Source organism: Bradyrhizobium sp. CIR18, from assembly GCF_014198295.1.
Classification (GTDB): Bacteria; Pseudomonadota; Alphaproteobacteria; order Rhizobiales; family Xanthobacteraceae; genus Bradyrhizobium.
In genome coordinates this window covers 1,726,626-1,751,390 of record NZ_JACIHF010000001.1, presented here as the reverse complement: position 1 = coordinate 1,751,390, position 24,765 = coordinate 1,726,626, and the positions used below count along the sequence as shown (strand labels likewise).

At 63.6% G+C, this 24,765-nt stretch carries 23 protein-coding genes; 17 read left to right on the top strand and 6 right to left on the bottom strand.

Features of this window, described 5'->3' with window-relative positions; all coding sequences use genetic code 11:
- The first annotated feature begins 53 nt into the window (after positions 1-53).
- The 13 genes from GGD65_RS08550 to GGD65_RS08490 all read left to right on the top strand — a co-directional run bounded on the left by GGD65_RS08550 (position 54) and on the right by GGD65_RS08490 (position 14,024).
- On the top strand, positions 54-1,127 hold the full coding sequence (locus GGD65_RS08550) for a sugar ABC transporter substrate-binding protein (RefSeq protein WP_183233462.1): 1,074 nt from the start codon (positions 54-56) through the stop codon (positions 1,125-1,127).
- A 60-nt stretch (positions 1,128-1,187) separates the two neighbouring features.
- Positions 1,188-2,012: an ATP-binding cassette domain-containing protein gene (locus tag GGD65_RS08545; RefSeq protein WP_183233461.1), complete on the top strand. Its 825-nt coding sequence runs from the start codon at positions 1,188-1,190 to the stop codon at positions 2,010-2,012.
- On the top strand, positions 2,009-3,265 hold the full coding sequence (locus GGD65_RS08540) for a sugar ABC transporter permease (protein ID WP_183233460.1): 1,257 nt from the start codon (positions 2,009-2,011) through the stop codon (positions 3,263-3,265). Before GGD65_RS08545 ends, GGD65_RS08540 begins: the two co-directional genes overlap by 4 nt.
- Positions 3,266-3,292: 27 nt before the next feature.
- Positions 3,293-4,021, top strand: coding sequence for an SDR family oxidoreductase (locus GGD65_RS08535; RefSeq protein WP_091952277.1), 729 nt, complete (start codon positions 3,293-3,295; stop codon positions 4,019-4,021).
- A gap of 22 nt (positions 4,022-4,043) precedes the next feature.
- Entirely contained in the window at positions 4,044-5,669 is a 1,626-nt protein-coding gene (locus GGD65_RS08530; protein ID WP_183233459.1) for an FGGY-family carbohydrate kinase, read from the top strand.
- Positions 5,670-5,838: 169 nt separating this feature from the next.
- Positions 5,839-7,170: an extracellular solute-binding protein gene (locus tag GGD65_RS08525; protein WP_183233458.1), complete on the top strand. Its 1,332-nt coding sequence runs from the start codon at positions 5,839-5,841 to the stop codon at positions 7,168-7,170.
- 80 nt (positions 7,171-7,250) lie between these two features.
- Complete coding sequence (locus GGD65_RS08520) at positions 7,251-8,204, top strand: ABC transporter permease subunit (protein WP_312017690.1); 954 nt, start codon at positions 7,251-7,253, stop codon at positions 8,202-8,204.
- Between the two features lie 4 nt (positions 8,205-8,208).
- Positions 8,209-9,129 carry an ABC transporter permease subunit gene (locus GGD65_RS08515; RefSeq protein ID WP_091952270.1) on the top strand — a complete coding sequence of 307 codons (921 nt, stop codon included), beginning with the start codon at positions 8,209-8,211 and terminating at the stop codon, positions 9,127-9,129.
- Between the two features lie 9 nt (positions 9,130-9,138).
- On the top strand, positions 9,139-9,900 hold the full coding sequence (locus GGD65_RS08510; protein WP_183233456.1) for a glycerophosphodiester phosphodiesterase family protein: 762 nt from the start codon (positions 9,139-9,141) through the stop codon (positions 9,898-9,900).
- A complete protein-coding gene (locus tag GGD65_RS08505) occupies positions 9,897-11,426 on the top strand; it encodes an alkaline phosphatase (protein ID WP_183234889.1) in 1,530 nt (509 codons plus the stop codon). The genes GGD65_RS08510 and GGD65_RS08505 overlap by 4 nt, the downstream gene beginning before the upstream one ends.
- A 96-nt stretch (positions 11,427-11,522) precedes the next feature.
- On the top strand, positions 11,523-12,470 hold the full coding sequence (locus tag GGD65_RS08500) for a sugar-binding transcriptional regulator (RefSeq protein ID WP_197742265.1): 948 nt from the start codon (positions 11,523-11,525) through the stop codon (positions 12,468-12,470).
- Between the two features lie 152 nt (positions 12,471-12,622).
- A complete protein-coding gene (locus GGD65_RS08495; protein ID WP_183231557.1) occupies positions 12,623-13,642 on the top strand; it encodes a zinc-binding dehydrogenase in 1,020 nt (339 codons plus the stop codon).
- A 4-nt stretch (positions 13,643-13,646) separates the two neighbouring features.
- Positions 13,647-14,024: an NUDIX hydrolase gene (locus tag GGD65_RS08490; protein ID WP_128966907.1), complete on the top strand. Its 378-nt coding sequence runs from the start codon at positions 13,647-13,649 to the stop codon at positions 14,022-14,024.
- A gap of 7 nt (positions 14,025-14,031) precedes the next feature.
- On the opposite strand, the gene GGD65_RS08485 is transcribed toward GGD65_RS08490, so the two are convergent.
- The 6 genes from GGD65_RS08485 to GGD65_RS08460 form a co-directional block, all read right to left on the bottom strand.
- The gene (locus GGD65_RS08485; RefSeq protein ID WP_312009987.1) at positions 14,032-15,648 is read right to left on the bottom strand and encodes an inositol monophosphatase family protein; all 1,617 of its coding nucleotides are present in this window, start codon (positions 15,646-15,648) and stop codon (positions 14,032-14,034) included.
- A gap of 65 nt (positions 15,649-15,713) precedes the next feature.
- Positions 15,714-17,018, bottom strand: a complete 1,305-nt coding sequence (locus tag GGD65_RS08480; protein WP_183233453.1) for an ABC transporter substrate-binding protein — start codon at positions 17,016-17,018, stop codon at positions 15,714-15,716.
- Between the two features lie 29 nt (positions 17,019-17,047).
- Positions 17,048-17,872 (bottom strand): carbohydrate ABC transporter permease, encoded by an 825-nt coding sequence (locus GGD65_RS08475; RefSeq protein WP_183233473.1) that lies wholly within the window; start codon positions 17,870-17,872, stop codon positions 17,048-17,050.
- A 50-nt stretch (positions 17,873-17,922) separates the two neighbouring features.
- A complete protein-coding gene (locus GGD65_RS08470; RefSeq protein WP_183233452.1) occupies positions 17,923-18,852 on the bottom strand; it encodes a carbohydrate ABC transporter permease in 930 nt (309 codons plus the stop codon).
- Positions 18,849-20,015 (bottom strand): ABC transporter ATP-binding protein, encoded by a 1,167-nt coding sequence (locus GGD65_RS08465; RefSeq protein WP_183233451.1) that lies wholly within the window; start codon positions 20,013-20,015, stop codon positions 18,849-18,851. The genes GGD65_RS08470 and GGD65_RS08465 overlap by 4 nt, the downstream gene beginning before the upstream one ends.
- Positions 20,016-20,021: 6 nt before the next feature.
- A complete protein-coding gene (locus GGD65_RS08460; RefSeq protein ID WP_183233450.1) occupies positions 20,022-20,846 on the bottom strand; it encodes a metallophosphoesterase in 825 nt (274 codons plus the stop codon).
- 242 nt (positions 20,847-21,088) lie between these two features.
- Between GGD65_RS08460 and GGD65_RS41095 the strand changes: the two genes are divergently transcribed.
- From GGD65_RS41095 to GGD65_RS08440, 4 genes are all read left to right on the top strand, one after another.
- A complete protein-coding gene (locus tag GGD65_RS41095; RefSeq protein WP_409333945.1) occupies positions 21,089-21,391 on the top strand; it encodes a hypothetical protein in 303 nt (100 codons plus the stop codon).
- A 137-nt stretch (positions 21,392-21,528) separates the two neighbouring features.
- Positions 21,529-22,878, top strand: a complete 1,350-nt coding sequence (locus GGD65_RS08450; RefSeq protein WP_183233449.1) for a PotD/PotF family extracellular solute-binding protein — start codon at positions 21,529-21,531, stop codon at positions 22,876-22,878.
- Between the two features lie 79 nt (positions 22,879-22,957).
- Positions 22,958-23,848 carry an ABC transporter permease gene (locus GGD65_RS08445; RefSeq protein ID WP_091953806.1) on the top strand — a complete coding sequence of 297 codons (891 nt, stop codon included), beginning with the start codon at positions 22,958-22,960 and terminating at the stop codon, positions 23,846-23,848.
- A complete protein-coding gene (locus tag GGD65_RS08440) occupies positions 23,845-24,765 on the top strand; it encodes an ABC transporter permease (RefSeq protein WP_183233448.1) in 921 nt (306 codons plus the stop codon). Before GGD65_RS08445 ends, GGD65_RS08440 begins: the two co-directional genes overlap by 4 nt.

The following is a 24,765-nucleotide window of genomic DNA, read 5'->3' as shown; positions in this document are numbered from 1 at the left end:
GCCCATCTTCAAGGATCAACCACAGCACTCTAGTTCTGGAAAGGAAAGTCCGAATGAAAAGGTTCTCCCCGAAACATACGGGCGCACTGGCCCTGGCCCTGTCGCTGCTCGGTACAACGGCCATGTTCTCGCAGGCCGCAGAGGTGAAGGACGCGACCGTTGCCTTCCTGATGCCGGATCAGGCGTCCACCCGCTACGAACAACATGACTATCCGGGCTTCGCTGCTGAGATGAAGAAGCTCTGCGCAAGTTGCAAGGTGATCTACCAGAACGCCGGCGCAGATGCGGCACGGCAGCAACAGCAATTCAACTCGGTGATCTCGCAGGGCGCCAAGGTCATTGTGCTCGACCCTGTCGACTCGACCGCTGCGGCCTCCCTGGTCAAGATGGCGCAGTCGCAGGGCATCAAGGTCATTGCCTACGACCGGCCGGTCCCCGACGCCAAGGTCGATTTCTACGTCTCCTTCGATAACGAAGCCATCGGCAAGGCCATCTCCGACTCGCTCATCAAGCATCTGAAGGCCGCCAACGTCACGGCGAAGGAAGGTGAGGGCGTGCTCGAAATCAATGGATCGCCGACCGATGCCGCTGCGGGCCTCATCAAGAAGGGCATCCACGCGGGCCTTGATAAGAGCGGCTATCCGATTCTCGCCGAATACGACACGCCGGACTGGGCGCCGCCGAAGGCGCAGCAATGGGCGAGCGGCCAGGTCACCCGCTTCGGCAAGAAGATCCTCGGCGTGGTTGCCGCCAACGATGGCACCGGCGGTGGCGCAATTGCCGCCTTCAAGGCCGCAGGCGTCGATCCGGTGCCGCCGGTGACGGGCAACGATGCGACGATCGCCGCGCTTCAGCTCGTCATCGCCGGCGATCAGTACAACACGATCTCCAAGCCCAGCGAGATCGTGGCCGCTGCAGCGGCCCAAGCCGCGGTGAAATTCCTCTCCGGCGAGACGCCCAAGGCGGAAACCACACTCTTCAATGCGCCATCGAAGCTGTTCGTGCCGGCGGTCGTCACGCAGGAGAACCTGAAGGCTGAGATCATCGACAAGAAGATCCAGACGGCCGATCAGCTCTGCACGGGCCGCTATGCCGCCGGCTGTAAGAAGCTCGGCATCACGCAGTAACTGCGTCCGTCCCGGCCGCTCGCGGCGGCCGGGACGAACGACGAGAGGGCGGACTGGGACATGACCATGATCTCGGATGTCGATCACCCGGAAGGCGGACCGCGCAAACCGGTCTTGAGTCTTCGCGGAATTTCCAAGCATTTCGGCGCCGTGTCCGCCCTGACCAACGTCGATCTCGACGTGCATGCCGGCGAGGTCGTGGCGCTCGTGGGCGACAACGGTGCTGGAAAATCCACGCTGGTGAAGATCCTTGCCGGCGTGCACCAGCCCAGTTCTGGAACGATCGCCTTCGGCGGCGAGCCGGTTGTCCTGTCCGATCCGTCCACTGCGCTCGGCCTCGGCATCGCCACCGTTTTTCAGGATCTGGCGCTCTGCGAAAACCTCGATGTGGTCGCAAATATCTTCCTCGGCCGCGAGCTCAATCCGATGCGGCTCGACGAGGTCTCCATGGAGCTCCGCGCCTGGACGCTGCTCAACGAATTGTCGGCGCGGATCCCGAGCGTGCGCGAGCCGGTTGCGTCGCTCTCCGGCGGACAGCGCCAGACCGTGGCGATCGCGCGTTCGCTGCTCACCGAGCCGAAGCTCATCCTGCTCGACGAGCCGACCGCCGCGCTCGGCGTCGCCCAAACCGCCGAGGTGCTGGACCTCGTCGAGCGCGTTCGCGCCCGCGGCCTCGGCGTCATCATGATCAGCCACAACATGGAGGACGTCCGCGCCGTCGCCGACCGGATCGTGGTGCTGCGCCTCGGCCGCAACAACGGCGAATTCGAGCCCGACGCTTCCAACCAGGATCTCGTCACCGCGATCACCGGTGCGGACGAAAACTCGGTCTCGCGCCGCGCCAGCCGGCGCCGCGCGCATCAGTCGCCGGAGCTTGGCCGATGACCGACAACGCACAACGGGTTTCGATGACGCGGCCGCTCGATCGCAGTGACGAGCGCGTCAAGCACACGGACACATTTGGGAACATGTTCAGCGCGTTTGTGGATCGCGTGCGGTCGGGCGATCTCGGCTCGCTGCCGGTGGTCGTCGGGCTCATTGTCATCTGCACGGCATTCGAGAGTCTCAACCCTGTTTTTCTGGCGCCGAACAATCTGGTCAATTTGCTGTTCGATTGCTCGACGGTGGGCGTGATCTCGCTGGGCATCGTCTGTATCCTGATGGTCGGCGAGATCGATCTCTCGGTCGGCTCGGTGAGCGGGTTCGCTTCGGCGCTCGTTGGCGTGCTTTGGGTTGGTCAGGATTGGCCGGTCGCCGTGGCGATCGTCACGGCGTTGGTGCTGGGCGCCGCCATCGGCGCGCTTTACGCATTTCTGTTCAATCGTCTGGGGATGCCGAGCTTCGTTTCGACGCTGGCCGGCCTGCTGGGGTGGCTCGGCCTGCAGCTGTATCTGCTCGGCTCATCGGGCTCGATCAACCTTCCGTACGGATCGCCACTGGTCAATTTCGGGCAGATGCTCGTCATGCCGCCAATCGTGTCCTACGTGCTGGCGGCGGTTGCGAGCCTTGTGGTGTTCGTGACCAGCTACCGCACAGCGTTGCGCCGGCGGCAGGCGGGGCTATCGGCCAGTTCGCTCGGCCGCATGGTGCTGAAGGCGCTGCTGGTCACCGTCATGCTCGAATTCGTCGTCTATTATCTCAATCTCGGCCGCGGCATTCCGTGGATGTTCGGTCTGTTCGTCGGCCTGTGCGTGGTGATGAACTACGCGTTGACGCGGACCAAATGGGGCCGTTCGATGTCTGCCGTCGGCGGCAATCGCGAGGCGGCCCGCCGGGCCGGCATCAATGTTCGCCGGGTCTATCTGACCGCGTTCGTGCTGTGCTCCACACTGGCGGCGGCCGGCGGCATTCTTGCCGCGGCGCGGCTGGCATCTTCCAGCCAGCAGGCCGGGACCGGGGATGTAAATCTCAACGCGATCGCCGCCGCGGTCATCGGCGGCACGAGCCTGTTCGGCGGTCGCGGGAGCGCCTATTCCGCACTGCTCGGCGTCATCGTCATCCAGTCCATCGCGAGCGGCCTGACGCTGCTCGATCTCTCCTCGTCGCTACGGTACATGATTACGGGCGCGGTCCTTGCCATTGCGGTCATCGTCGATTCGCTGGCACGACGCTCACGCCTCTCCCATGGCCGAGCTTGAATAACTCGAACAAGAAAAGGACAAGCCTTGGCCCAGGAACTTGCAGGAAAAGTTGCCGCGATCACCGGCGCCGCATCGGGCATCGGTCTCGAGTGCGCCAGAGCTTTGATCGGCGCGGGTGCGCGGGTGGTGCTGATCGATCGGGCGGAGGAGGCGCTGAGCAAAGCCTGCGTCGAGCTGGGCGATCAGGCGATTCCGTTACGCATCGACCTCACCGATCCCGTGAGCATGCAAGCCATGATGCCTCAATTGCTGGAGAAGGCGGGACAGCTGGACATCTTCCACGCGAACGCAGGCGCCTATGTCGGCGGCGAGGTGCTCGCGGGCGATCCCGACGCCTGGGATCGCATGCTCAATTTGAACATCAATGCGCTGTTCCGGTCGATTCATGCGGTGCTGCCGCACATGGTTGAGCGCAAGAGCGGCGACATCATCGTCACCAGTTCGATCGCCGGTCTTGTCCCTGTCGTCTGGGAGCCGATCTATACTGCGTCCAAGCACGCCGTGCAGGCTTTCGTGCATACCGTGCGCCGACAGGTCGCCAAATACGGTTTGCGCGTCGGTGCCGTTGCGCCAGGTCCGGTTGTGACCGCGCTTATCAAGGACTGGCCCAAGGAGAAGATCGAGGAAGAAATGGCGGCAGGTGGCTTGATGCAGCCGGTGGAGGTCGCAGAGGCGGTGCTTTTTATGTTGACGCGTCCGAGAAACGTCACCATCCGCGACCTCGTCATTCTGCCGCAGAGCAACGATCTGTAGCATTCTCCGATTGGCGATCCAGATGACGAAACAATCCGATGACCGCCATTTTCTTGGCATCGATGTCGGCACCGGCAGCGCACGGGCCGGCGTGTTCGACCGCTCCGGCAGGCTGATGGCGAGTGACAGCTCCCCCATCGCACTTTGGCGGGAGGCCGGCGACATCGTCGAGCACTCAAGCGAGGACATCTGGCGTGCCGTATGCCGCAGCGTGCGTGGAGCGGTGGCACAGGCCGGCATCGCGCCGGACAGCATCACCGGCATCGGCTTCGACGCGACCTGCTCGCTGGTGGTGCTTGGCGAAGGGGGCGCGCCGCTGCCCGTCGGCCCGTCCGGCGATCCTGCTCGCAACGTCATCGTATGGATGGATCACCGCGCCGGCGATCAGGCGCGCCGGATCAACCAGACGGGCGAGACGGTTCTTGACTATGTCGGCGGAACGATCTCACCCGAGATGGAGACGCCGAAACTCTTGTGGCTCGCCGAAAACATGCCCAACACGTTTTCCCGTGCGTGGCAGTTCATGGACTTGACCGATTTTCTCACCTGGCGTGCGACGGGGAGCCTGTCTCGCTCCATCTGTACCGTGACCTGCAAGTGGACCTATCTGGGTCATGAAAACCGCTGGGACGATCAATTCTTCCGCAGGGTCGGCCTCGGCGTGCTGGCGGACGAGCAGTTCCGCAGGATCGGCACCGAGATCGTGCCCGGCGGAACGAGGCTGGCGGCGGGCCTGACGGCGGAGGCTGCGGCCGATCTCGGCCTCGCGACGGGTACGCCGGTCGCTGCCGGCCTCATCGATGCACATGCCGGCGGCGTTGGTACGGTGGGCGCGCGCGGCCACGCGGGCACGGTGCTGACGCGCATGGCCTATGTGTTCGGAACGTCCGCCTGTACCATGACGACCACGCCGGATCCGTCCTTCGTCCCCGGCGTTTGGGGACCTTATTTCTCCGCGATGGTGCCCGGGCTTTGGCTCAATGAAGGCGGGCAGTCGGCCGCCGGCGCTGCCATCGAGCATCTGTTGCAGATGCATCCGCATTCCGCGCAAGCGACGCAGGCTGCACGCCAGAAGCAGCAGACGCTTGCCGATTGGCTTGCCTCGGAAACCGAATCCCGCGGCGGTGACGGAATGATTCCGCAATTGGTCGGCGAGGTTCATGTCGTTCCCGAATTCCTCGGCAATCGCGCGCCGTTCGCGGACCCTGACGCGCGTGCGCTGATTGCCGGGCTCGATATGCGCTCGGATCTGGAGAGCCTGCTGGCGCTTTATCTTGCCGGGCTGTGCGGTCTCGGTTGCGGGGCCAGGCAGATCGTTCGCGCCCAGCAGGACAAGGGCATCGCGGTCGATACGATCGTGGTCAGCGGTGGCGCCGCAAAGAGCCGCCTTGTGCGGCAAGTCCTCGCCGATATGACGGGTTTGACGGTGGCTGCGTCGGCATCCCCGGAGGCCGTCCTGCTCGGCTCCGCGATGCTTGGATCAGTTGCATCGGGCGACCATGGCAATCTCGGCGAGGCGATGCAGGCGATGTCGGTTCTGGGAGACATCTCTCGACCCCAGGCCGCTCTCGTAGACTGGGCCGATCGGCGCTTTCGAGCCTTCGAGGCCCTGCAGAAGGTCGGTCGGGCAATCAGAAGCGCTTCGTAGCCCCATTGCCAGCTGGACCGGGCGTACCCAGGCACGGCTTGCATCCAACGTCGGCGCTGCCTGCGTAGGAGAGGGCATTCGACCCTCTTTCATCATCTCGACACATATGTCATGATAAAAATACAAATGTATAGTCCGGGTCTTTTTGCCCGGCGAGGGAGGGCTGCCCATGGGTAGGAAAGTCGCATTCATTGCGGCCTTGTTCGGCGCGTTGGCATTGGTTGGTCCGGCGCAGGCACGGGTCGAGGTCCAGTGGTGGCACGCCATGAGTGGCGTCCTCGGCGACCGGCTCAATGAGCTGGTCGAGAAGTTCAACAAGTCGCAGGACAAGTACACGGTCGTCGCGGTCGCCAAGGGGAACTATGACGAGGTGACCAACGGGGTGATCGCCGCCTATCGTGCCAAGCGGCCGCCGGAGATGGTGCAGATCGCCGAGCGCGGTTACATGACGATGCTGCTTTCAGGGGCCATTGTCCCCGTGCAGGATTTGGTGGAGCAGAAGGGTTACAAGATCGACTTCTCGGACTTCATCAAACCCGTCGCAAGCTTCTGGAGCTACAAGGGCCGGATGTCGGCGATGCCCTTCAACTCGTCGACGCCGATCTTCTGGTACAACAAGGATCACTTCCAGAAGGCCGGCTTCGACAAGCCGGCCGACACCTGGCAGGAGCTGGAGAAGCAGCTCTACACCATCAAGTCCAAGGGAATCAGCGAGTGCGGCACGGTCCTGCCCGGCGATTTCTACTGGAGCCTGCTCGAGAACTACAGCGCCATCAACAACCAGCCCTACGGTACGCTAGCGAACGGCTTCGACGGGCTCGGCACCGAGTTCGTCTACAACAAGACGAAGGTGGTCTCGCAAGTCGCGCGGCTCAAGAAATGGCTCGACGACGGCGTAATGCAGATCGCGGGCCAGGGCTTCAGTCCCGAACAATTGTTCACGTCGGGCCGGTGCTCGACCTTCGTCAATTCGACCGCATCGCACGGCAACATCGAGCGCAATGCGACCATCAATTGGAGCGCCACCTTCCTGCCGCACGAGAGCGACATCAATCCGCCTCTCAACAGCACCATCGGGGGTGGGGCCATCTGGGTCATGAAGGGCCACACGCCGGAGCGATACGAGGCCGTCGCAGCCTTTCTGGATTTCGTCGCGCAGCCGGAAACCCAGGTCTGGTGGCATGGCGCAACCGGCTATGTTCCCGCCACCAACCGCGCCTATGCGGTCGCGCGGGAGCGGGGCTACTACAAGGATCATCCGACCAGGGAGATCGCGGTGCTGCAGCTCTCGCGCGGCACGCCGAACGAGAACTCGCGCGGCTTCCGCTTCGGCAACTTCGTGCAGACGATGCTGGCCCAGCGCCAGGAGGTCGAGGCGGTGTTCGCCGGTCAGAAGCAGCCGCAGCAGGCCATGGATGACGCAGTCAAGCGGGGTAACGAGATCCTGCGGCAGTTCGAAAAGCTGAATGCCGGGAAGACTCCGGAAACCGAGCGTCCATGACGTTGCGCCTGTCCATCCCGTGGCGCGAGGCACGCGCACCCGTGCTTCAGGGAAGGCACGGGGGTGGTGGGTCCAAAGCCGTGCCGGCGGCAGTCGCCGGCAGCTCGCGTCGGTCGGGCAGAACGCGGCCGCGTGAGGAGGCCGGACTGAAGCGCGCCAATTTCGGCGACGGTCCCGGCCTGCCGACGCTGCTGTTGCTGCCGCAATTGCTGATCCTGCTGTTCTTCTTCTTCATTCCGTCGCTGCGGGCGCTGATGCAGTCCGTTCTGCTCAGCGATCCGTTCGGGACCAACGTTCAGTTCGTGTGGTTCGACAATTTCAAGACGCTGCTTGCGAGCAGCGACTACCGCCAGTCGATCGCGGTGACGTTCTGGTTTACGGTGGCGCAGAACGTGCTCACATTGGGCAGCGCGCTCGTGCTGGCCTTTGCCACCGACAGGATCGTGCGTGGCCGCTCGGCCTATCGCACGATCATCCTGTTGCCCTATGCCATTGCGCCCGCGATCGCCGGCATCCTGTGGGCCTTCTTGTTCAATCCGGCGGTCGGCCCGCTCGCACAGGTGCTGCACGGGCTCGGTATTGCATGGGACCCTAACCTCAATCCGACCGATGCGCTGATCCTGGTGACGCTGGCCGCGTCATGGAAGCACATCTGCTACGACTATATCTTTCTGGTGGTGGGGTTGCTCGCGGTGCCGGTGTCGCTGATGGAGGCCGCCGCCGTGGACGGTGCGGGACCGATCCGCCGCTTCGTCTCAATCGCGCTGCCGATGCTCGGGCCCACCATCTTCTTCCTCACGGTGATGAACTTCATCTATGGCTTCTTCGAAACCTTCGCCATCATCGATGCCGTGACCAAAGGCGGCCCGGCCGGTGCAACCAACATTCTGGTCTACAAGGTCTTCGTCGACGGCTTCGTCAATCTCGATCTCGGCTCTTCGGCTGCACAGTCGGTTCTGTTGATGAGCTTTGCGCTGATCTGCACGCTGCTGCAATTCCGCTACTTCGACCGCAAGGTCAATTACGGGGTCTAGCCGCATGGTGGAACGCTCACCGATCCTCAACATGCTCTGCCACGCGATCCTGATCGCCGGCGCGCTGATGGTCTGCGTACCGCTGTATTTCGCATTCGTGGCCGGCTCGCTCACGGTGGCCGAGGTGCAGAAAGTGCCGCTGCCCTGGCTGCCGGGAGGCCAGTTCTTCGACAATCTGCAGCTGGCCTGGAGCAAGGGCAATTTCAGCCGCACCTTCGCGAATTCGATTATCGTGGCGCTCGGCATCACGGCCGGCAAGATCGCGGTATCGCTGCTCTCGGCTTTCGCCATCACCTACTTCCGATTCCGCTATCGAATGCTCGCATTCTGGCTGATCTTCACGTCGCTGATGCTGCCGATCGAGGTCCGGATCGTGCCGACCTTCGAAGCCGTGGCAAATGCGGCGCTGCCCCTGCAATGGCTGTTGGATACGCTGCATATCGCCGATCTCTGGCGCTGGATCAGCGGGCACGAGGTCGCGATCGCGCTGGAATGGAACATGGTCAACACCTATCCCGGGCTGATCCTGCCGCTGATCGCGTCGGCCACCGCTACCTTCCTTTTTCGCCAGTTCTTCCTGACGATCCCGGAGGAGCTGTGCGAGGCGGCGAGGCTGGACGGCGCCTCGCCGCTGCACTTCTTCTGGAGCATCCTGCTGCCGCTGTCCGTCCCGAACATGGTGGCGCTCGCGATCATCCTGTTCCTATTCGGCTGGAATCAGTATCTCTGGCCTTTGCTGTTCACGACCGACAAGGACATGGCAACGGCGGTCATTGCGTTGAAGGGCCTGATTCCCCGCTCCGACAGCGAGCCGGCCTGGAACATCGCCATGAGCGGTGCGCTCCTCACGATGTTGCCGCCGGTGTTGGTCGTCCTGCTGTTGCAGCGCTGGTTCATCAAGGGTCTTGTCGACAGCAGCAAATAGGGACTGATCATGGTTTTCATCGCCGGGCATCGCGGCGGACGCAATCTTTGGCCGGAGAACAGCCTGACGGGCTTCCGCAACCTGTGCAAGGAGGGCGTCGATGCGGTCGAGTTCGACGTCCATCAGAGCACGGACGGCGGGCTTGTCGTGATCCATGATCCGCTGCTCGACCGCACCACGTTCGAAAGCGGACCGGTGGGCGAGCGCAGCCTGCGACGCTTGACGGCAATGCGTCTTCGTGATGCCGGCGATGAGTGCATTCCGACCTTGGACGAGGTACTCGACGTGTTCAGCGAAACCACGCTCGAGCTCCACATCGAGATCAAGACGGATGCGCTTGGCAATTCCTATTCGGGCCTCGAGGCGCGGCTGATCGACCAGATCAAGCGCCGCGGCCTGGAACGGCGTGCAATCATCACCTGCTTCGTGCCCGGCGTGATCGAGACCGTGCTCCGGCTGTGGCCGGAGGCGCGGGTGCTCATTTCGCTCGACCGCCGTTCGGCGGAGATGATGGGCGGAATTGAGCCCGCGTTGACCCAATTGGCTGCCATTCCCGGCTGCATCGTCGCGGTCGAAAAATCGCTCCTGGGGCTCGCGTTGCCGCTCGCCCTCAAGATGCTCGGATCCGAGCGCCTCGGTGCATGGGTGACCAACGAGCCGGAGGATATCGCTTACTGGCTTGCCCAACCGGTGCGGCAGATCACGACCGATCGGCCGGATCTCGCCGCGAGCATTCGCCGCAGGCTCGAAACGATGCCGGCGCGCCCATGATTCCCCGTCGCCGCTTTCTCGTGGGATCGCTGGCGAGCGCCGCCTTGGCTGCGCCCGCCGGGTTCGTGCGGGGAGCGCCGGTTTCGCTCAGCGCAGATCCTTTCAAGCTCGGCGTTGCGTCCGGATGCCCGCGGGAAGATCGCGTCATCCTGTGGACCCGCCTTGCTCCGCAGCCGCTCGAGGGCGGCGGCATGCGGGACGCGGCAGTGGACGTCGAATGGCAGGTTGCTGACGACGAGGCCTTTGCGCGCATCGCCTCCCACGGCGTCGTGCGGACGACCGCGGAGCTTGCGCATTCCGTGCACGCCGAGGCGACGGGGCTGCGGCCGGATTGCGTTTACTGGTACCGCTTCCGCGCCGGCCCGGCGCTCAGCCCGGTCGGACGCACCCGAACCGCGGCCGCCAGGGCGGCGCGGCCTTTCCGCTTTGCTTTCGCATCCTGCCAGCAATACGAGCAAGGCTATTTTACCGCCTACCGCGACATGGCCGCGCGCGATCTCGACCTGGTCGTGCATCTCGGCGATTATATCTACGAGAAATCCTGGGGATCGCGCCACGTCCGCCAGCATGGCGTTGGAATTCCGACGACGCTCGAGGAATTCCGCAACCGCTACGCGCTCTACAAGAGCGATCCCGGCCTGCGAGCGGCGCACGCTGCCTTTCCCTGGCTTTCGGTCTGGGACGACCACGAGGTGATGGACGATTATGCCAATGATCGCTCCTACACCGTGCGCGATGCCGCTCAGTTCCTGAAGATCCGTGCGGCAGCTTATCAGGCCTATTACGAGCACATGCCGCTGCCACCCACGGCGCGCCCGCGCGGCGCCGACGCCACGATCTATGAACACTATCGCTTCGGCGAGATGCTCGACGTGCTGCTGCTCGACGACCGGCAATATCGCTCGGCTTCGGCCTGCGTCGGAAGCGGGCGGCCGACCTGGGTGGCTGACTGTGTGAGCCGGACGGATGAAGCGCGGACGATGCTCGGCGAACTACAGGAACAATGGCTCGATGCGCGCCTGCGCGACTGTCGCGGCCGTTGGACAATCGTCGCGCAGCAGACATTGATGGCGCAGGACAAGCGGGAAGCGGACGATGGCGCGCATTTCTGGATGGACGGCTGGGACGGCTATCCCAACGCCCGCCGCCGGCTGCTTGATTCGCTTGTCGCGCAACGCCGGCGCAATCCGATCGTGATCGGCGGCGACCGCCACGCCTTCTTTACCGCCGATCTGAAGCATGATTTCGCCCGGCCGGACGGACCGACCATTGCGACCGAGTTCGTCGGTACGTCGATCACCTCAGACGGTCCGAGCGAAGCCAGCGTGCGCAAGACGCTGGCGAAGAATCCGCATCTGGTCTATGCGCGTGGCGACAAGCGCGGGTATGCGACCGTGGAGCTCGACGCCCGGCATTGCACTGTGGGATTCGAGGCGCTCGACGACGTCAAGGATGCCGCGAGCGCGGTGCGCCGGCTGACGAGCTTTGTGGTCGAGGATGGCGCGCCGGGCGCGAGGGTCGCATGACGAGATCCGCACGGCACAGATTTGACGACCAACGAAAGATCGCCTCAAATGCTCCGACATCTGACTGTGCCTTGAGGCCGCTGTGGGGGCTGCGCCGTGACTGACCAAACCATCCTGCGGGTCGCCTGGCTCTATTACATGGAGAACCTGACCCAGGCCGAGATCGGCGAGCGGCTGGGGCTGACCCGCGCCCGCGTCAATCGCATGCTGTCGGATGCCCGGCAGACCGGTATCGTCAACATCCGCCTCAACTCCGCCTTTGCGAGCTGCACGGAGCTGGAGCATCGCTTGCGCCGGGAATGCGGTCTCGAGGACGCGGTCGTCATCCCGAGCCCGGAGAATCCCGAGCAGGTCGGCAGCCTGATCGGGATGGCGGCGGGCGCGTATTTATCGAAATTCCTCGAACAGAAGCGGCCGCGCATCATCGGTATCGGCTGGGGCGCGACCTTGCGTGAGACCATCCGTTACGTCACGCCGGCGGACTATCCCGAACTCTCCATCGTCTCCATGATGGGGGGCCTGTCGCGTGGACTCGAGCTCAACACCTTCGAGATTGCGGGTGAGCTAGCGCACCGGCTGCACGCCCAGTGCAGCTATCTGGCCGCCCCGATCTTTGTCAGCAGCCGGCGCTCGCGCGACACCTTCCTGGCCCAGGAGGTCTATCAGGAGGTGCTGAACAGCGTTGAGAAGATCGATCTAGCGCTGTTGAGCATGGGAGATCTGACGCCGCGCTCGCTGCTGATGCGGCATGGGCTGCCGCCGGACGTTCGTGCCGAGCATCTGCGGGCGGCAGGCGCCGTCGGCGACGTCCTGGCGCAGTTTCTCGACAAGACCGGCCGGCCCATAGATCACGGCATCAACAGCCGCGCCATTGCGCTGCCGCTCGAGAAGCTGGCGCGCGTGCCGACGTCAATGCTGATCGCCGGGGGGCTCAACAAGGCGCCGATCATCGCCGCGGTGCTGCGCGGCCGGATCGGCAAGGTGCTGGTGACGGACGAGAACACCGCCGTCGCCGCGCTGAAACTGATCGACAAGCAAAAATAGCCGCATTCTCGCAACGGAGAGGAGCTCCGGCGCCTTCGGCACCGAGTGCGCGATAGCCCACGCGCGTGCCGAAAGGCGTGCAAAAGCATTTGTCACCTCGATGTTACATATGTAATATAGGAGAGACAATTGCTCAGAAGGATGGCGTCGACATGCGCGCTGCGGTGCTCCAGGACATTCGTGACATCCGCGTCCTCGATATCCCCGAGCCGAAGCCGCTCGCGGAGGACGAGCTCATCATCCGCGTCAAGGCTGTCGGCGTTTGCGGCAGCGATTTGCATTCCTATCTCGAGGGCGGAACAACTGGCCCGACCCAAGTCAGGCCGTTCGTCCTGGGCCATGAGTTCTCGGGTGTCCTCACGCCGGACTCGGCGCGAAAAGCGGGGTTCTCGGCCGACGCGTTGGTGGCGGTCGATCCTTCCATTCCCTGCGGCCATTGCGAATGGTGTCACCGCGGTCACACCAATCTCTGCCCCAATGTGAAATTCCTGGGTTACGCGCCCCACAACGGGGCCATGGCCGAATTCGTCTGCGTGCCGAAATCCGCCGTGCATGTGGTGCCTGACAGCATCGATCCCGCCGGCGCGGCGATCCTGGAGACGCTCGGTGTCGCGATCCATGCCATGGATCTGGCGCGACCGCGGCTTCAGGAGACCGTGGCGGTGCTCGGCTGCGGGCCGGTGGGACTGCTGCTGGTGCAGCTGGCGCGGCTCGCGGGTAGCGGCAAGATCATCGCGATCGACCCTGTCGAGCAGCGCACGGCACTGGCGTGCGACCTCGGTGCGGATGTTGCCTGCCGCAGCTTCGCCGAGGTCGGTGAAGCCACCGAAGGCCGCGGCGTCGATCTCGTCATCGAAGCGACCGACTCCTCGCACGGCTTCGAGCATGCCGCACGCTGTGCGCGCATCGGCGGCCGGGTCGTTCTGGTCGGCATTCCCGAGAACAACCAGTATGTCCTCAGCGGCGCGGAGTCACGCCGGAAGGGGTTGTCGATCAAGTTTTCACGCCGCATGCCTGAGGTCTATCCGCGCGCCATCGCCCTCGCGCAGTCTGGGCAGGTCAAGCTCGCGCCGCTGGCGACCCATAGCTTCTCGCTCGACCAGACGCCTGCCGCGTTCGAGCAGCAGGTCGCGCGGCGCGACGGAATCATCAAGGCGATCATCTGCCCGTAAGGCCATGGCGAAATCATCCAAACTGGTCGTCGCGAGAAAGGGCCGCGTCCTGATGGTGCGGCGCCGGCGCGACGGGCTCTGGATGTTTCCGGGGGGAAGACGGCGGGCAGGCGAGAGCGACAGGCGCTGCCTTCGCCGCGAGATCAAGGAGGAGTTGCCCAAGCTGAAGCTCGGGCCGTTGAAGCTCTGGAAGGAAGTGAAGGCGAAGAAGGGCGGAACCGGCCGGCGGATGAGCGATGCGATCTTCCTGGCCAAGAAGGTGTCGGGGCGCCTGAAGGTCGGCGACAAGAAGGAGATCGACCGCGCGGTTTGGCGGAAGCCGCGCGGCGCCAGATTGACCCCGACCTCGCGCTACATCCGCGACAAGCTGTTTCCGCGATAGCGTTCCGTCATTGCAGCGCCTGGCGCAGAAGCGCCAGCAACTCATCGTGGATCAATCCGTTGGAGGCGATCTTGTCGAGATCGTCGTTGCGGCACGGCCGTCCAGTCAGCGTCGTGACCTTGCCGCCGCCGGCCCACACCATCGGCATCGCGGCCGCGTGCGAGACGATGTCGGCCTTCAGCGAGACAAAGCCGTCGAGGCGGCCCGAGGCCACCATCGTCGTCTCAAAGGCGCCCGAAACGACGATACGCACGCCGCGCACCAGCTTGCCGAGCAGTTCGATGACACGCGCCGTCCGCTGGACTTCCTCGGGCGTGAAATGCGAGGTCAGGATCACGGAGATGACCGCATCCGACAGCGAACGCGTCGAGGAGACGCGGGCCGGCACGCCGTCGATCGTCGCGCCTTCCCCGGCGAGGTAGCGCGCCCTCAATCCAATCTTCGGCGCGTCGATCAGGCCAAGTTTCGTCTCGCCGCCGACCTCGTAGGCGACCGTGACGGAAAACCACGGCAGCCCGCGCGCGTAGTTGATCGTCCCGTCGAGCGGATCGATGATCCAGCGCGCGGCGTGATCTCCCGGGCTTGCGCCGCTCTCCTCGGCCAGGATGCCGGCATCCGGCGTCAGGGCCTTCAGGCCGGCGACGACGATCGCCTCGGAGGCGAGGTCCGCCTCGGTGACGATGTCGAGCCCTTCCTTGCGCTCGGTGTGCAGGGGCGAGAATTGCATCGCGACCAGCCTGGCTGCGGCCTCGTCGACGACCGTGTCCGCGCGGGCCAGCAGGGTCGAAAGGCCGTCACCTCGATCCGTCCTGGGCTGGCGATCGGATACGAATTCGAGCGAGCACCCGTAGTTTCCGATCGGGACCACGTGGCTGCTGACGCCCATGTCCGGCTGCCAGCAATGCAAGGCAAATCCGGGCGGCTCCATGATGAAGCGGTTGGCGTGCCCGGGTCGCAGGTCGAGCGCCACCTGATGTGCCGTGCCGGGGGCGACATAGCCCACGGTGCCCGCATAGCGCGTCGTGATCGAGCGATGGTAGTGGCCGCACAGCACGCGTTCGATTTCGGGATGGTCCTTGATGATTGCGTCGAGCGGATCGGCCCCGATGAGGCGCAGCTCGTCCATCCCGTCGGCTCCGACCAGGAACGGTGGGTGATGAATGATCACGAGCGTCGGCTTGCCGCCGCCGGCCGCCAGTGCGTCGCGCAACCATTGCTGTCGCGTCGCGCAGAAGGTCCCGTGGCCTTGTCCGGCTTCGACGCTGTCGAGGAACACCAGCCGCAGCGGGAAATCGTCCACGACGAAGTTGATGAAGCCATCGGGCGGCAGATAATGGTGGCGTGGCCGGAGCGAGCGGAGGAGCTGTTCGCGGTTATCGTGGTTGCCGGGAATGACGAACACCGGCATCGGCAGCCTGGCGAAGCCGGCGTCGACGATCCCGTATTCCTCCGCGAGCCCGCCATCCGTAAGGTCGCCGCTGACTACGATACAATTAGGCCGCGGGTCCAGCATCAGAACCGCGTCGATGGCGTCTTGAAACATCGCGTTGGTATCGACGTGGCCGTAAGCGAGCTTGCCGCGCGATCGCACATGGAGATCGCTCAGCTGGGCAATGATGAACACGTAATTCCGTCTCCTGAAGCGTTGCGGCCGGCACGTGGCCGTTGCCGCAATGGATGATCCAGTACTTAAGAGCTCTTCATCAACGCGTTGCTTTCCTTGACCATGCGATCGAGCCCGGCCTCGGGGGTGGTCTCGCCGCGCATCACGGCGTGGATGATCTCGCGCTGCGTGCGCCATATCTTCACGGACTGTCCGCCGGGGTAACCCTGCCAAGGCTTCGCGCGCTCGATCTGCTGCGAAACGGTGCGGAAGTTCGGGTTCTTATCGTAGAACGGGGCCAGGAATTCGGGCCCCGAGGCGCGCAGATTGGTCGGCATGTAGCCCGTGGTCTCGACCACGATCTTCTGCGCTTCAGGTCCGCTCACGAACTTCAGGAACTCCCAGGCGGCCCGCTGCTTTGCGGCGTCCTTTGCCGTGATGATCGCCGCGTTGCCGCCGGTCGGCAGTCCGCCCTTCTGCTTGTCGTCGATCGGGAACGTGCCGGTACGCAATGTGAACTTGTCGCCGATCAGGTCGGTGACCTGGCGCAGCCGGGCCGGCGTGTCCGCGAAGACGCCGATCTTCCCGGCGATGAACTGCTGGCGCGAGGAATCCCAATCGATCAATGGCATCTTGGCGTCAGCGACGAATCTGCGGCAATGGCTGAGCGCCTTGAGCCCGGCCTCGTTGCCGAAGCCGGCAGCGGTTTCCGATGCGTCGAGCATCTGGCCGCCGCCCTGCAGGATCAGGGAGCGGAACAGCCAGTCGTCCGGCCAATCGTGGATGTTGTAGGCGATGCCGGCGACATCGGTGCCCTTGGTCTTGATGTTGGCCGCGAGGTCGATCATGCCGGGCCAATTGTCGGGCATCTTGTCGGGATCGCCGCCGGCCGCTTTCACGAGCTGCGTGTTGAAATAGATGACCGGCAGGGATGCATTGAACGCGAGACCATAGATCTTGCCGTCGACCGCGCCGAGCGCCAGGATTCCGTCGGAGTAGTTGGCCTTGCGCCAGGCGGCATCCTCCTTCTGCAGCAAGGGCGCGACTTCCGTGATCTGGTTGCGTTTCACCAGTGTGCGCACGAGCTCCGCGAGCAGATGGTAACCCGAATAGTAGACGTCGGGGAGCTGGTTGGTGACGGCCTGCCGCAGCATGGTTTGATGACCTTCGTCATAGCTCGCCGCCGGGGCCCGGAACTGGATCTTGATGCCCGATTGCTGCTTCATGAATTCCTGGGCGATCGGCTCGTGGAATTTCGCGAAGGCGGGGAAGGCATAGAGGACGTCCAGCGTCACTTCCTGCGCCTGTGCGGAGCGCGACAGAAACGGGCTTGAAAGCGCGGTGCTCCCGACGGCGGCGGCGCTCTTCAGGAGGTCTCGGCGATGCAGCATGACAGTGTCTCCCCTGGCAGTGGTTGACGTCACTTGATTCCGGTCATCGTGATGCCGGCGATGAAATGCCGCCGCGCGATCAGGAACGCGATCACCAGCGGCGCGGTGATGATGGTGGCACCGGCGGCCAGCGCGCCGTAATTCGAGCCCAGCTCGGAATCGGCGAAATACATCATGCCGAGCGGCGGTGTTGCGAGCTTGGTGTCGGAGACGACGATGAGCGGCCAATAGAGGTCGTTCCAGTGCGCCACGACCGAGAAGATCGAGAACGCCGCAATGGCAGGCCAGGCGCTCGGCACGACGATGCGCCAGACGATTTCGAATTCGCCGACGCCATCGAGCCGCGCGGCTTGGATGATCTCGTCCGGATAGGATTTGAAGAACTGCCGGAACAGGAAGATCGCGAAGACCGACAGGAAGAACGGCATCATCATCGAGAGGTAGGTGTTGAGAATGCCGAGCTCGGCGAACGCGATGTAGAGCGGGAGCGAGGGCGCCTGGACCGGAATGCAGAGTCCGAGCAGGACAAGCGAAAACAGGATCGGCCGTCCCGGAAACTTCAGCTTGGCGAGCGCATAGGCGCAGGGAATTGCGACCAGCAGCTGGACGATGAGGATTCCGCCGCAGACGATGAGACCGTTGAGCAGAAAACGCAGCAGTGGTGCGGTGCTCAGGGCAGATTCGAAGTTCTGCCATCCGTAGAATTGGCGCGGCCAGAGCCGGAACGTCGCCTCGAAGATCTCACCCGGCGGCTTGATCGCGCTCGTCAGCATGAAGACGAACGGCAGCAGCATGAAGACTGCGCCGCCGATCAGCACCGCGTGGACGAGCGCAAGCGACACGAGGCGCCGCATGCGGATCGCCACCGGTGTCGGCGGGCGAGTGATCGTGGCCGAGTTGCGCATCAATAGTGCACCCGTCGATCGAGGATGAAGGTTTGCAGCACCGAGAACACCAGCGTGAACGCCAGGAAGACGAGTGTGAGCGTCGCCGCATAGCTCATGTGAAAGTACTGAAATCCCTCCAGATAGATGGCATACAGCAGCACCTCGGATGCGCCTCCGGGGCCACCCCGCGTCATTACCGCAACCGTGTCGAAGATCTTGAAGGCGGTGATGAAGGTGGTCACGGTCACGAACATCGTCGTCGGACCAAGCATCGGCCACGTCACTTTCAGGAAGCGGTCAATGGGATGGCTCGCGCCATCGATGTCGACGGCCTCGTAGAGATCGCGGGGGATCGCCGAAAGGCCGGCGAGGAATAGCACCATGTTGAAGCCGACGAGCTGCCAGATGCCGATCGCGGCGAGCGTCGGGATGACGAGGCGCGGCTCGCTCAGGAAAGCCGTCTCCGCGAACCCCAGTACCTTGAGCGCCTGATTGATGAGCCCCAGGGTCGGGTGCAGCAGGAACTGCCACATCGTGGCCATTGCGATGAGCGTCGAGGTAACGGGGAGGAAATAGATCACTTCATAGAGGCTGCGCGTGCGCTTGCGCTGGTGGATCAGGATTGCGACCAGCAGCGAGATCAGGACGCCGCCGGGCACGACAATCGCCACGTAGAGCAGGGTATTGGTCACCGAGCGACGAATCACGGGATCCTGCAGCGCCGCGCCGAAGTTCTTGAAGCCGACGAACGAGAAGTCGAGCGCACCCAGCTCGTAGTTGGTAAAACTCAGGAAGGCGAGAGCAGCCAGCGGCGCCAGATTCGTCAGGACCAGCAGGATGAAGGCCGGCGCGGCAAAGCCCAAGCCCGCGAACCGCTCGACCCATCGCTGGCGGCCGGCTGGCGGCGCCGCGACGAGCGGAGTGACTTGAGCCGCGACCGTGGTCATCGGGCCTCGCTCGTGCGGCGCACATCGCGGCCGGCGGCATTGCGGCTTTCCACCTCGATGCGGCGGCCGTTGTTGTCGAAGACGTGGCAATCCCGTGGCTCGAAGGCGAGCGGGACCTCGCCCTCGGGGATCGGGATGCTGTTGTCGACCCGGCAGAGCACCGCTACTTCCGGGGAGGCCACGAGATCGAAGTGAAGGATGCTTTCCGAGCCGAGATTTTCGCGGCGCCGGAACCTGCACGTGACGGCGCACGGTCCGCCTCCGATCCGCATCGCGTCCGGACGCACGCCGACCGTCAGTTCCGGCGTCGGCGCGTTGCGAACATCGATCGGCAGCGTCCGGCCGAGCAGTTCGACGTGACCGCTGGGCCCCACATGGGCCGGAAATAGATTGATCGCCGGACTGCCAATGAACTGCGCGACCGCGGTCGTGGCGGGCCGTTCATAGACCTCGGCGGGGGTGCCGAGCTGGAGTATGTTGCCGTGATCCATCACGGCAAGGCGATCGGACATCGTCATCGCCTCGATCTGGTCGTGTGTCACGTAGATCATCGTGGCGCCGAGACGCGCGTGCAGCTCGGTCAGCTCGCCACGCATGTGCACACGCAGCTTGGCGTCGAGGTTCGACAATGGCTCGTCCATCAGGAAAGCCTGCGGGTGACGCACCATTGCGCGGCCGAGCGCGACGCGCTGCCGTTGCCCGCCCGAAAGCTGTCCGGGGCGGCGGTGAAAGAAGGATTCGATGCGAAGCTGCTCCGCGACGGCCCGCACCTCACGCGCGATCTCGTCCATGATGCGCCTGCGGTGAGGCGACAGATGACGCATCAAGGGCAGGCGCTCGAACAGGTTGAGGCGCGTCATGGTGAGGGGCAGCGCGATGTTGTCGAACACCGACATGTGGGGATAGAGCGCGTAATTCTGGAACACCATGGCGATCCTGCGCTCGTGAGGCCGCATATGGTCGACCGAAGTCCCGCCGATCGACACCGAGCCGCGGTCCTGCGATTCGAGGCCGGCGATGATGCGCAGGAGCGTCGACTTGCCACAGCCGGAGGGGCCAACCAGCGTCAGAAATTCGCCGTCCGCAATATCGAGGTCGATGTCGTTGAGGACGGATGTGTCGCCGAAAGCCTTATGGATGCCGCGCAATGTGAGACCGGCCATCGCAGCTCACGCCTCAGCTTCGCGCGGCGGATAGACCTCGTGCACGACGTCGTCGATCCAGTAATCGGTAAGACCTGGCACCGGACGAATGCTCACGTCGATGTTCTCGCCGTCGATGTCGTAGACCACCGCTCCAAGCCGTGCAGCGCCGCCCATCGGCGGCGCCAGTTTCTCACCGACCAGAAAGCCGGCCGCCGGCCCCCAAATGTAGTGCGTGCCGTTCAGCCGGATTTCGTGCCACCGATGCAAATGCCCACTGGCCACGATCTCCACCCGGTAGCCTTGCAGGAGATCGAGAAGGGCGCGGCGCGGCTCCGGCTTGACCGACCAGTAACCGGTGTCGGCCTCGGTCGGTGACTCGATGAACAGCGGCCGGTGCGTGAACCAGGCAAGGCGACGCCCCGCAGCGTCGGCCATCGCGGCCTCGAGCCATTCGGTCTGCCGCGCCTCTTCGGGGCCGCCGCCGAAGATCATCGAATTGAGGCCGATCAGGCGCCAACCGTCCACATCGCGTAGCCAGCGGTCGTCGCCGAAGTGGCGGCGAAAGCGATCGAGCCGCTCGCCATTTACCGGCTGATGCGGATTGCCGACCTCGCCGACGTCATGATTTCCCGGAACCGCCACGACTGGGACGCCGAGCGAGGCCAGTTGGGTCGCGCAATATGCTGCGTCGGTTTCCTGATCGGCTGCATCGACCGTCACGTCGCCGGTATGTATGACAAGATCTGGCTTATGCTGCGCGATCCAACGCGCAAGGGGCGCCCAGTTTGCCTCGAAGTGCTGCTTGCTCGGGCTGAGATGCGTATCGGAAATCTGAATAACTCGGACCATGACGTCTCTGCTTTGGGTCGCGTGTCATGCCGTGCGTTGGCCGCGCAGCGGTCTCTCGCTCGAATCAAACGCGTTACTTCTCGCTGCGCGAGGTTGGGATAGTCATCGCAATCGCTTGACGTGAGGTTTCTGGCGCTCTCCCGTTCCTTTGACGCCGCCAAGGGGCTTGGATGTTTTCGATAATTATACATATGATCGGCAATGGAGACAAATGTAATTTCTGGGCCGGAGTCTGAGACGCGGTGTTTCCCGAGCACCACGCCTTTCTCGGCGAGCTGCCGCTGTTTCAGGCGGTCGAGCGGCTACACCGGGCTGCGCCGGACAAGAAGCTCGTGATCGAGGTAAAGCAGGCGGTAGATGCGCAAGATCAGCGGCTGAAGGCTGTGAAGGCCAACACGGTCGCTTGTGGTGCGAGCAGGAGTCGTGCTCCGAGCAATTCGAGGAACGACGGACCGGAGAAGCTCCTATTCACCGCGATCGGCACATCGGCCTGCTGCCTTCCTAAGCCGCGTGCCGAGATGACGTGCAGAGAGTTGAGCCATTAGTGGCGCTTATGCCGTGAATTGCTACTTCCAATTTTACTTCGCAGAATCCCGCCTCTAGCCTCGCGCGCAACTGATCACATCCGCGGCCGGTCAATGGCGTCCGGCGCGAGCGTTCATCGTAACCAACGAGGGTTGCCATGTCTGACGGGGCTAAGGGGACGTCCACTTCCATTCCGGCGGGATCGGAGACGAAAGCTGCGAAAAAGTTGAGCCGGCGCACCCTGTTGAAGGGGGCAGCCGCGGTTGCGGGCGCAGCCGCAGGATCGGATGCGATCCGCGGATTCCCGACCATCTGGGCGCAGGAGATCAAGGACATCGAGCTGCGCCATGTCGGCGTCTCCTATTCGGTGGTGAAAGCGATCGGCGACCAGGCCGCCAAGGATCTCGGCTTCAAGGTGACGATGCAGAACCTCGACACCTCCGCCGCCATCAACCGCTTCATAAGCCAGCCTAATACGGTCGACATCGCCGACCTCGAGGGCTGGCAGGCCAAGCTTGCCGCCAAGCGCGGGGTGATCCAGGGCATCGAGGTCAAGAAGATCAAGGAGTTCGACAACATCCTGCCGATCTTCACCAAGGGCGAGATCGACGGCCACAAGATCCCGCGCCAGGGCATCTCGCCTTATGAAGCCATGTACATCTCCAAGCCCGACTCGACCGATCTGCACGACGGCGTCACCGAGTGGGCGACCTTCCTGCCGCAGGTCTACAACGCCGACTCCATCGGCTATCGCCCCGACCTCGTCGGCTATGAAGTGACCGAGTGGAAGGACCTGATCGATCCGAAATTCAAGGGTAAGGCCGCGATCCTCGACGTGCCCGCGATCGGCATCATGGATGCCGCGCTCTGCTTCGAAAGCGCCGGGCTGATCAAGTACGGCAACAAGGGCAACATGACCAAGGAGGAGATCGACTTCACCTGCAACAAGCTGATCGAGCTGAAGAAGCAGGGCCAGTTCCGGGCGACCTGGACCACCTTCGACCAGTCGGTGCAGCTGATGGCCGCGGGCGAGGTGGTCATCCAGTCGATGTGGTCGCCGGCGGTCGCAGCTGTCCGCGTCAAGGAGATTCCCTGCGTCTATGCGCCGGTCAACGTCAAGAACGGCAAGGAGGGCTATCGCGGCTGGTGCAACGGCATGGGCCTGATGAAGCATCTCTCCGGCAAAAAGTTAGATGCCGCCTACGAATATCTCAACTGGTACCTCTCGGGCTGGCAGGGGGGCTTCGTCGGCCGCTACGGCTATTACAGCCCGGTGCCGTCGACGGCGAAGAAATTCCTGACCGCTGCCGAATGGGATTTCTGGTACGACGGTAAGCCGGCGCCGGAGGTCATCAATGATCCCTACGGTGTGCCGATGGAGAAGGCCGGCACCAAGCGTGACGGCGGCTCGTTCCTCGATCGCGTCAAGAACATCTCGTGCTGGAACACGCTGATGGATGAAGCCGCCTACATGAACAAGCGCTGGAACGACTTCAAGGTGGCCTGAAACCTGCTTTCCCTGACTTAAGCGAAGCACCGGCGCGTGAACTGCGCCGGTGCGAGAAGACTTCGAGGCGTTCGCCGACATGCAGCCAAGGTCTAGTCCAGCTCAAAAGTCACCACGCGCAAATCTCGCCGGCTGGCTCTACGTGTCGCCGCTGGTGCTGGTGCTCGTGCCGTTCTTCGTCGCGCCGATCCTGGTTGTGCTGGCCGCAAGCTTCTTTGCGACCGACGGCTTCGGCGGACTGACGCCGGGCTTTACGCTGGCCAGCTACGTCGAGGTGCTGCATTCGGCGCTGACGCTGAAATTGTATCTGGCGACGATCAAGTTCACGGCGCTGACCTGGATATTCACCCTGATCATCGGCTTCTTCGTCGCGTACTTCCTGGTGTTCCACGTTCGCAATCAACTCCTGGCAATCGGCCTGTTCCTGCTCTGCACGGTGCCGTTCTGGACCTCGAACATCATCCGGATGATCTCGTGGATCCCGCTGCTCGGCAAGGAAGGCCTGATCAACCAGGCGCTGCTGGGGTTGGGCGTGATCCGGCAGCCTCTCGAAGTGCTGCTGTTCTCCGACCTCGCCGTCGTTATCGCCTACGTCCATCAGCTCACGATCTTCATGATCGTGCCGATCTTCAATTCCATGGCGCGGATCGACAAGAAGCTGATCGAGGCCGCGATCGATGCCGGCGCGAGCCGGTTCGACATCATGCGCCTGATCGTAGTGCCGATGTCCAAGAGCGGCATCGCGCTCGGCACCATCTTCGTGGTCTCGATCGTGATGGGTGACTTCTTCGTGGTGAAGGTGATGTCCGGCGGCGGTTCGGCCTCGGTGGTCAGCGCGTTCTACGAGGACGTCGGCGTGCTGCAATATCCGACCGCGGCGGCGAGCGCGGTGCTGCTGACCCTGGTGCTGGTTGCGATCGTCTCGCTGATCTTGCGCACCGTCGACATTCGGCAGGAGATCACGCGATGAGCGCGGTTCTCGCCGACATGCCCAAGACCGAAAAGTCCAAGACCGAAACGTCCAAGACCGTCGCGCCTGCGGCCACCAAGGCGATCGCGCCGAGCACGGGCCGCAGGCCCTGGACCTTCTACGTGCTGGCGACGCTGTTCGCTGCCTACGTCATCGCGCTCTACGGCCCGATGTTTTGCATCTACATCCTGTCTTTCCAGGACATTCGCGGCGGCCTCGTGTTCCCGATGAAGGGGCATTCGCTGCACTGGTTCGCGGACCTCGTCACCCAGGTCCGGACTGGGGACGTCAAGGGCTCGTTCGACCGCTCGATCAAGCTCGCGGTCATCGTCACCGTCATCACTGTGGTGGTCTCGTTTCTTGCCGGCCTCGGCTTCCGCAAACGCTTCGGAGGCGACAGCTTCGTCTTCTACATGATGATCGGCAGCCTGGTCGCGCCCGGCCTCGTGCTCGGTCTCGGCACGGGTCTCCTGTTCCAGGCACTCGGGCTGAATGCGAGCTGGTACACCTCGGCGCTCGGTGCGCAGCTGTCCTGGACGCTACCGTTCGGCGTGCTCGTGATGTTCGCGGTGATGTCGCGCTTCAACCATGTCTGGGAGGAGGCGGCCTACGACCTCGGCGCCAGCCGTTGGCAGTCGATTCGGCTGGTGATGATCCCGGTGCTTGCACCCGGCCTCGTCGCGGTCGCCCTGTTCGGTTTCACGCTGTCGTATGATGAGTTTGCGCGCAGCCTCCAGACCGCGGGCTCGCTAAACACGCTGCCGCTGGAAATCTGGAGCATGACGCTGAACGTCACTTCGCCCTCGCTTTATGCGCTCGGCACCGTGACTACCGTCGTCTCCTTCATCGTCATCGGCGCGAGCCTAGGCAGCATCGTGCTGATCCAGAAGAAGCGCGGCAGCAGTGCAAAGGGTTGA

Coding starts and splice junctions, on each gene's coding strand:
- GGD65_RS08540 (WP_183233460.1), top strand. CDS start 2,009: ATGACCGACAACGCACAACGGGTTTCGATGACGCGGCCGCTCGATCGC.
- GGD65_RS08525 (WP_183233458.1), top strand. CDS start 5,839: ATGGGTAGGAAAGTCGCATTCATTGCGGCCTTGTTCGGCGCGTTGGCA.
- GGD65_RS08505 (WP_183234889.1), top strand. CDS start 9,897: ATGATTCCCCGTCGCCGCTTTCTCGTGGGATCGCTGGCGAGCGCCGCC.
- GGD65_RS08530 (WP_183233459.1), top strand. CDS start 4,044: ATGACGAAACAATCCGATGACCGCCATTTTCTTGGCATCGATGTCGGC.
- GGD65_RS08545 (WP_183233461.1), top strand. CDS start 1,188: ATGACCATGATCTCGGATGTCGATCACCCGGAAGGCGGACCGCGCAAA.
- GGD65_RS08465 (WP_183233451.1), bottom strand. CDS start 20,015: ATGGCCGGTCTCACATTGCGCGGCATCCATAAGGCTTTCGGCGACACA.
- GGD65_RS08460 (WP_183233450.1), bottom strand. CDS start 20,846: ATGGTCCGAGTTATTCAGATTTCCGATACGCATCTCAGCCCGAGCAAG.
- GGD65_RS08440 (WP_183233448.1), top strand. CDS start 23,845: ATGAGCGCGGTTCTCGCCGACATGCCCAAGACCGAAAAGTCCAAGACC.
- GGD65_RS08450 (WP_183233449.1), top strand. CDS start 21,529: ATGTCTGACGGGGCTAAGGGGACGTCCACTTCCATTCCGGCGGGATCG.
- GGD65_RS08550 (WP_183233462.1), top strand. CDS start 54: ATGAAAAGGTTCTCCCCGAAACATACGGGCGCACTGGCCCTGGCCCTG.
- GGD65_RS08495 (WP_183231557.1), top strand. CDS start 12,623: ATGCGCGCTGCGGTGCTCCAGGACATTCGTGACATCCGCGTCCTCGAT.
- GGD65_RS08470 (WP_183233452.1), bottom strand. CDS start 18,852: ATGACCACGGTCGCGGCTCAAGTCACTCCGCTCGTCGCGGCGCCGCCA.
- GGD65_RS08445 (WP_091953806.1), top strand. CDS start 22,958: ATGCAGCCAAGGTCTAGTCCAGCTCAAAAGTCACCACGCGCAAATCTC.
- GGD65_RS08475 (WP_183233473.1), bottom strand. CDS start 17,872: ATGCGGCGCCTCGTGTCGCTTGCGCTCGTCCACGCGGTGCTGATCGGC.
- GGD65_RS08490 (WP_128966907.1), top strand. CDS start 13,647: ATGGCGAAATCATCCAAACTGGTCGTCGCGAGAAAGGGCCGCGTCCTG.
- GGD65_RS08480 (WP_183233453.1), bottom strand. CDS start 17,018: ATGCTGCATCGCCGAGACCTCCTGAAGAGCGCCGCCGCCGTCGGGAGC.
- GGD65_RS08515 (WP_091952270.1), top strand. CDS start 8,209: ATGGTGGAACGCTCACCGATCCTCAACATGCTCTGCCACGCGATCCTG.
- GGD65_RS08510 (WP_183233456.1), top strand. CDS start 9,139: ATGGTTTTCATCGCCGGGCATCGCGGCGGACGCAATCTTTGGCCGGAG.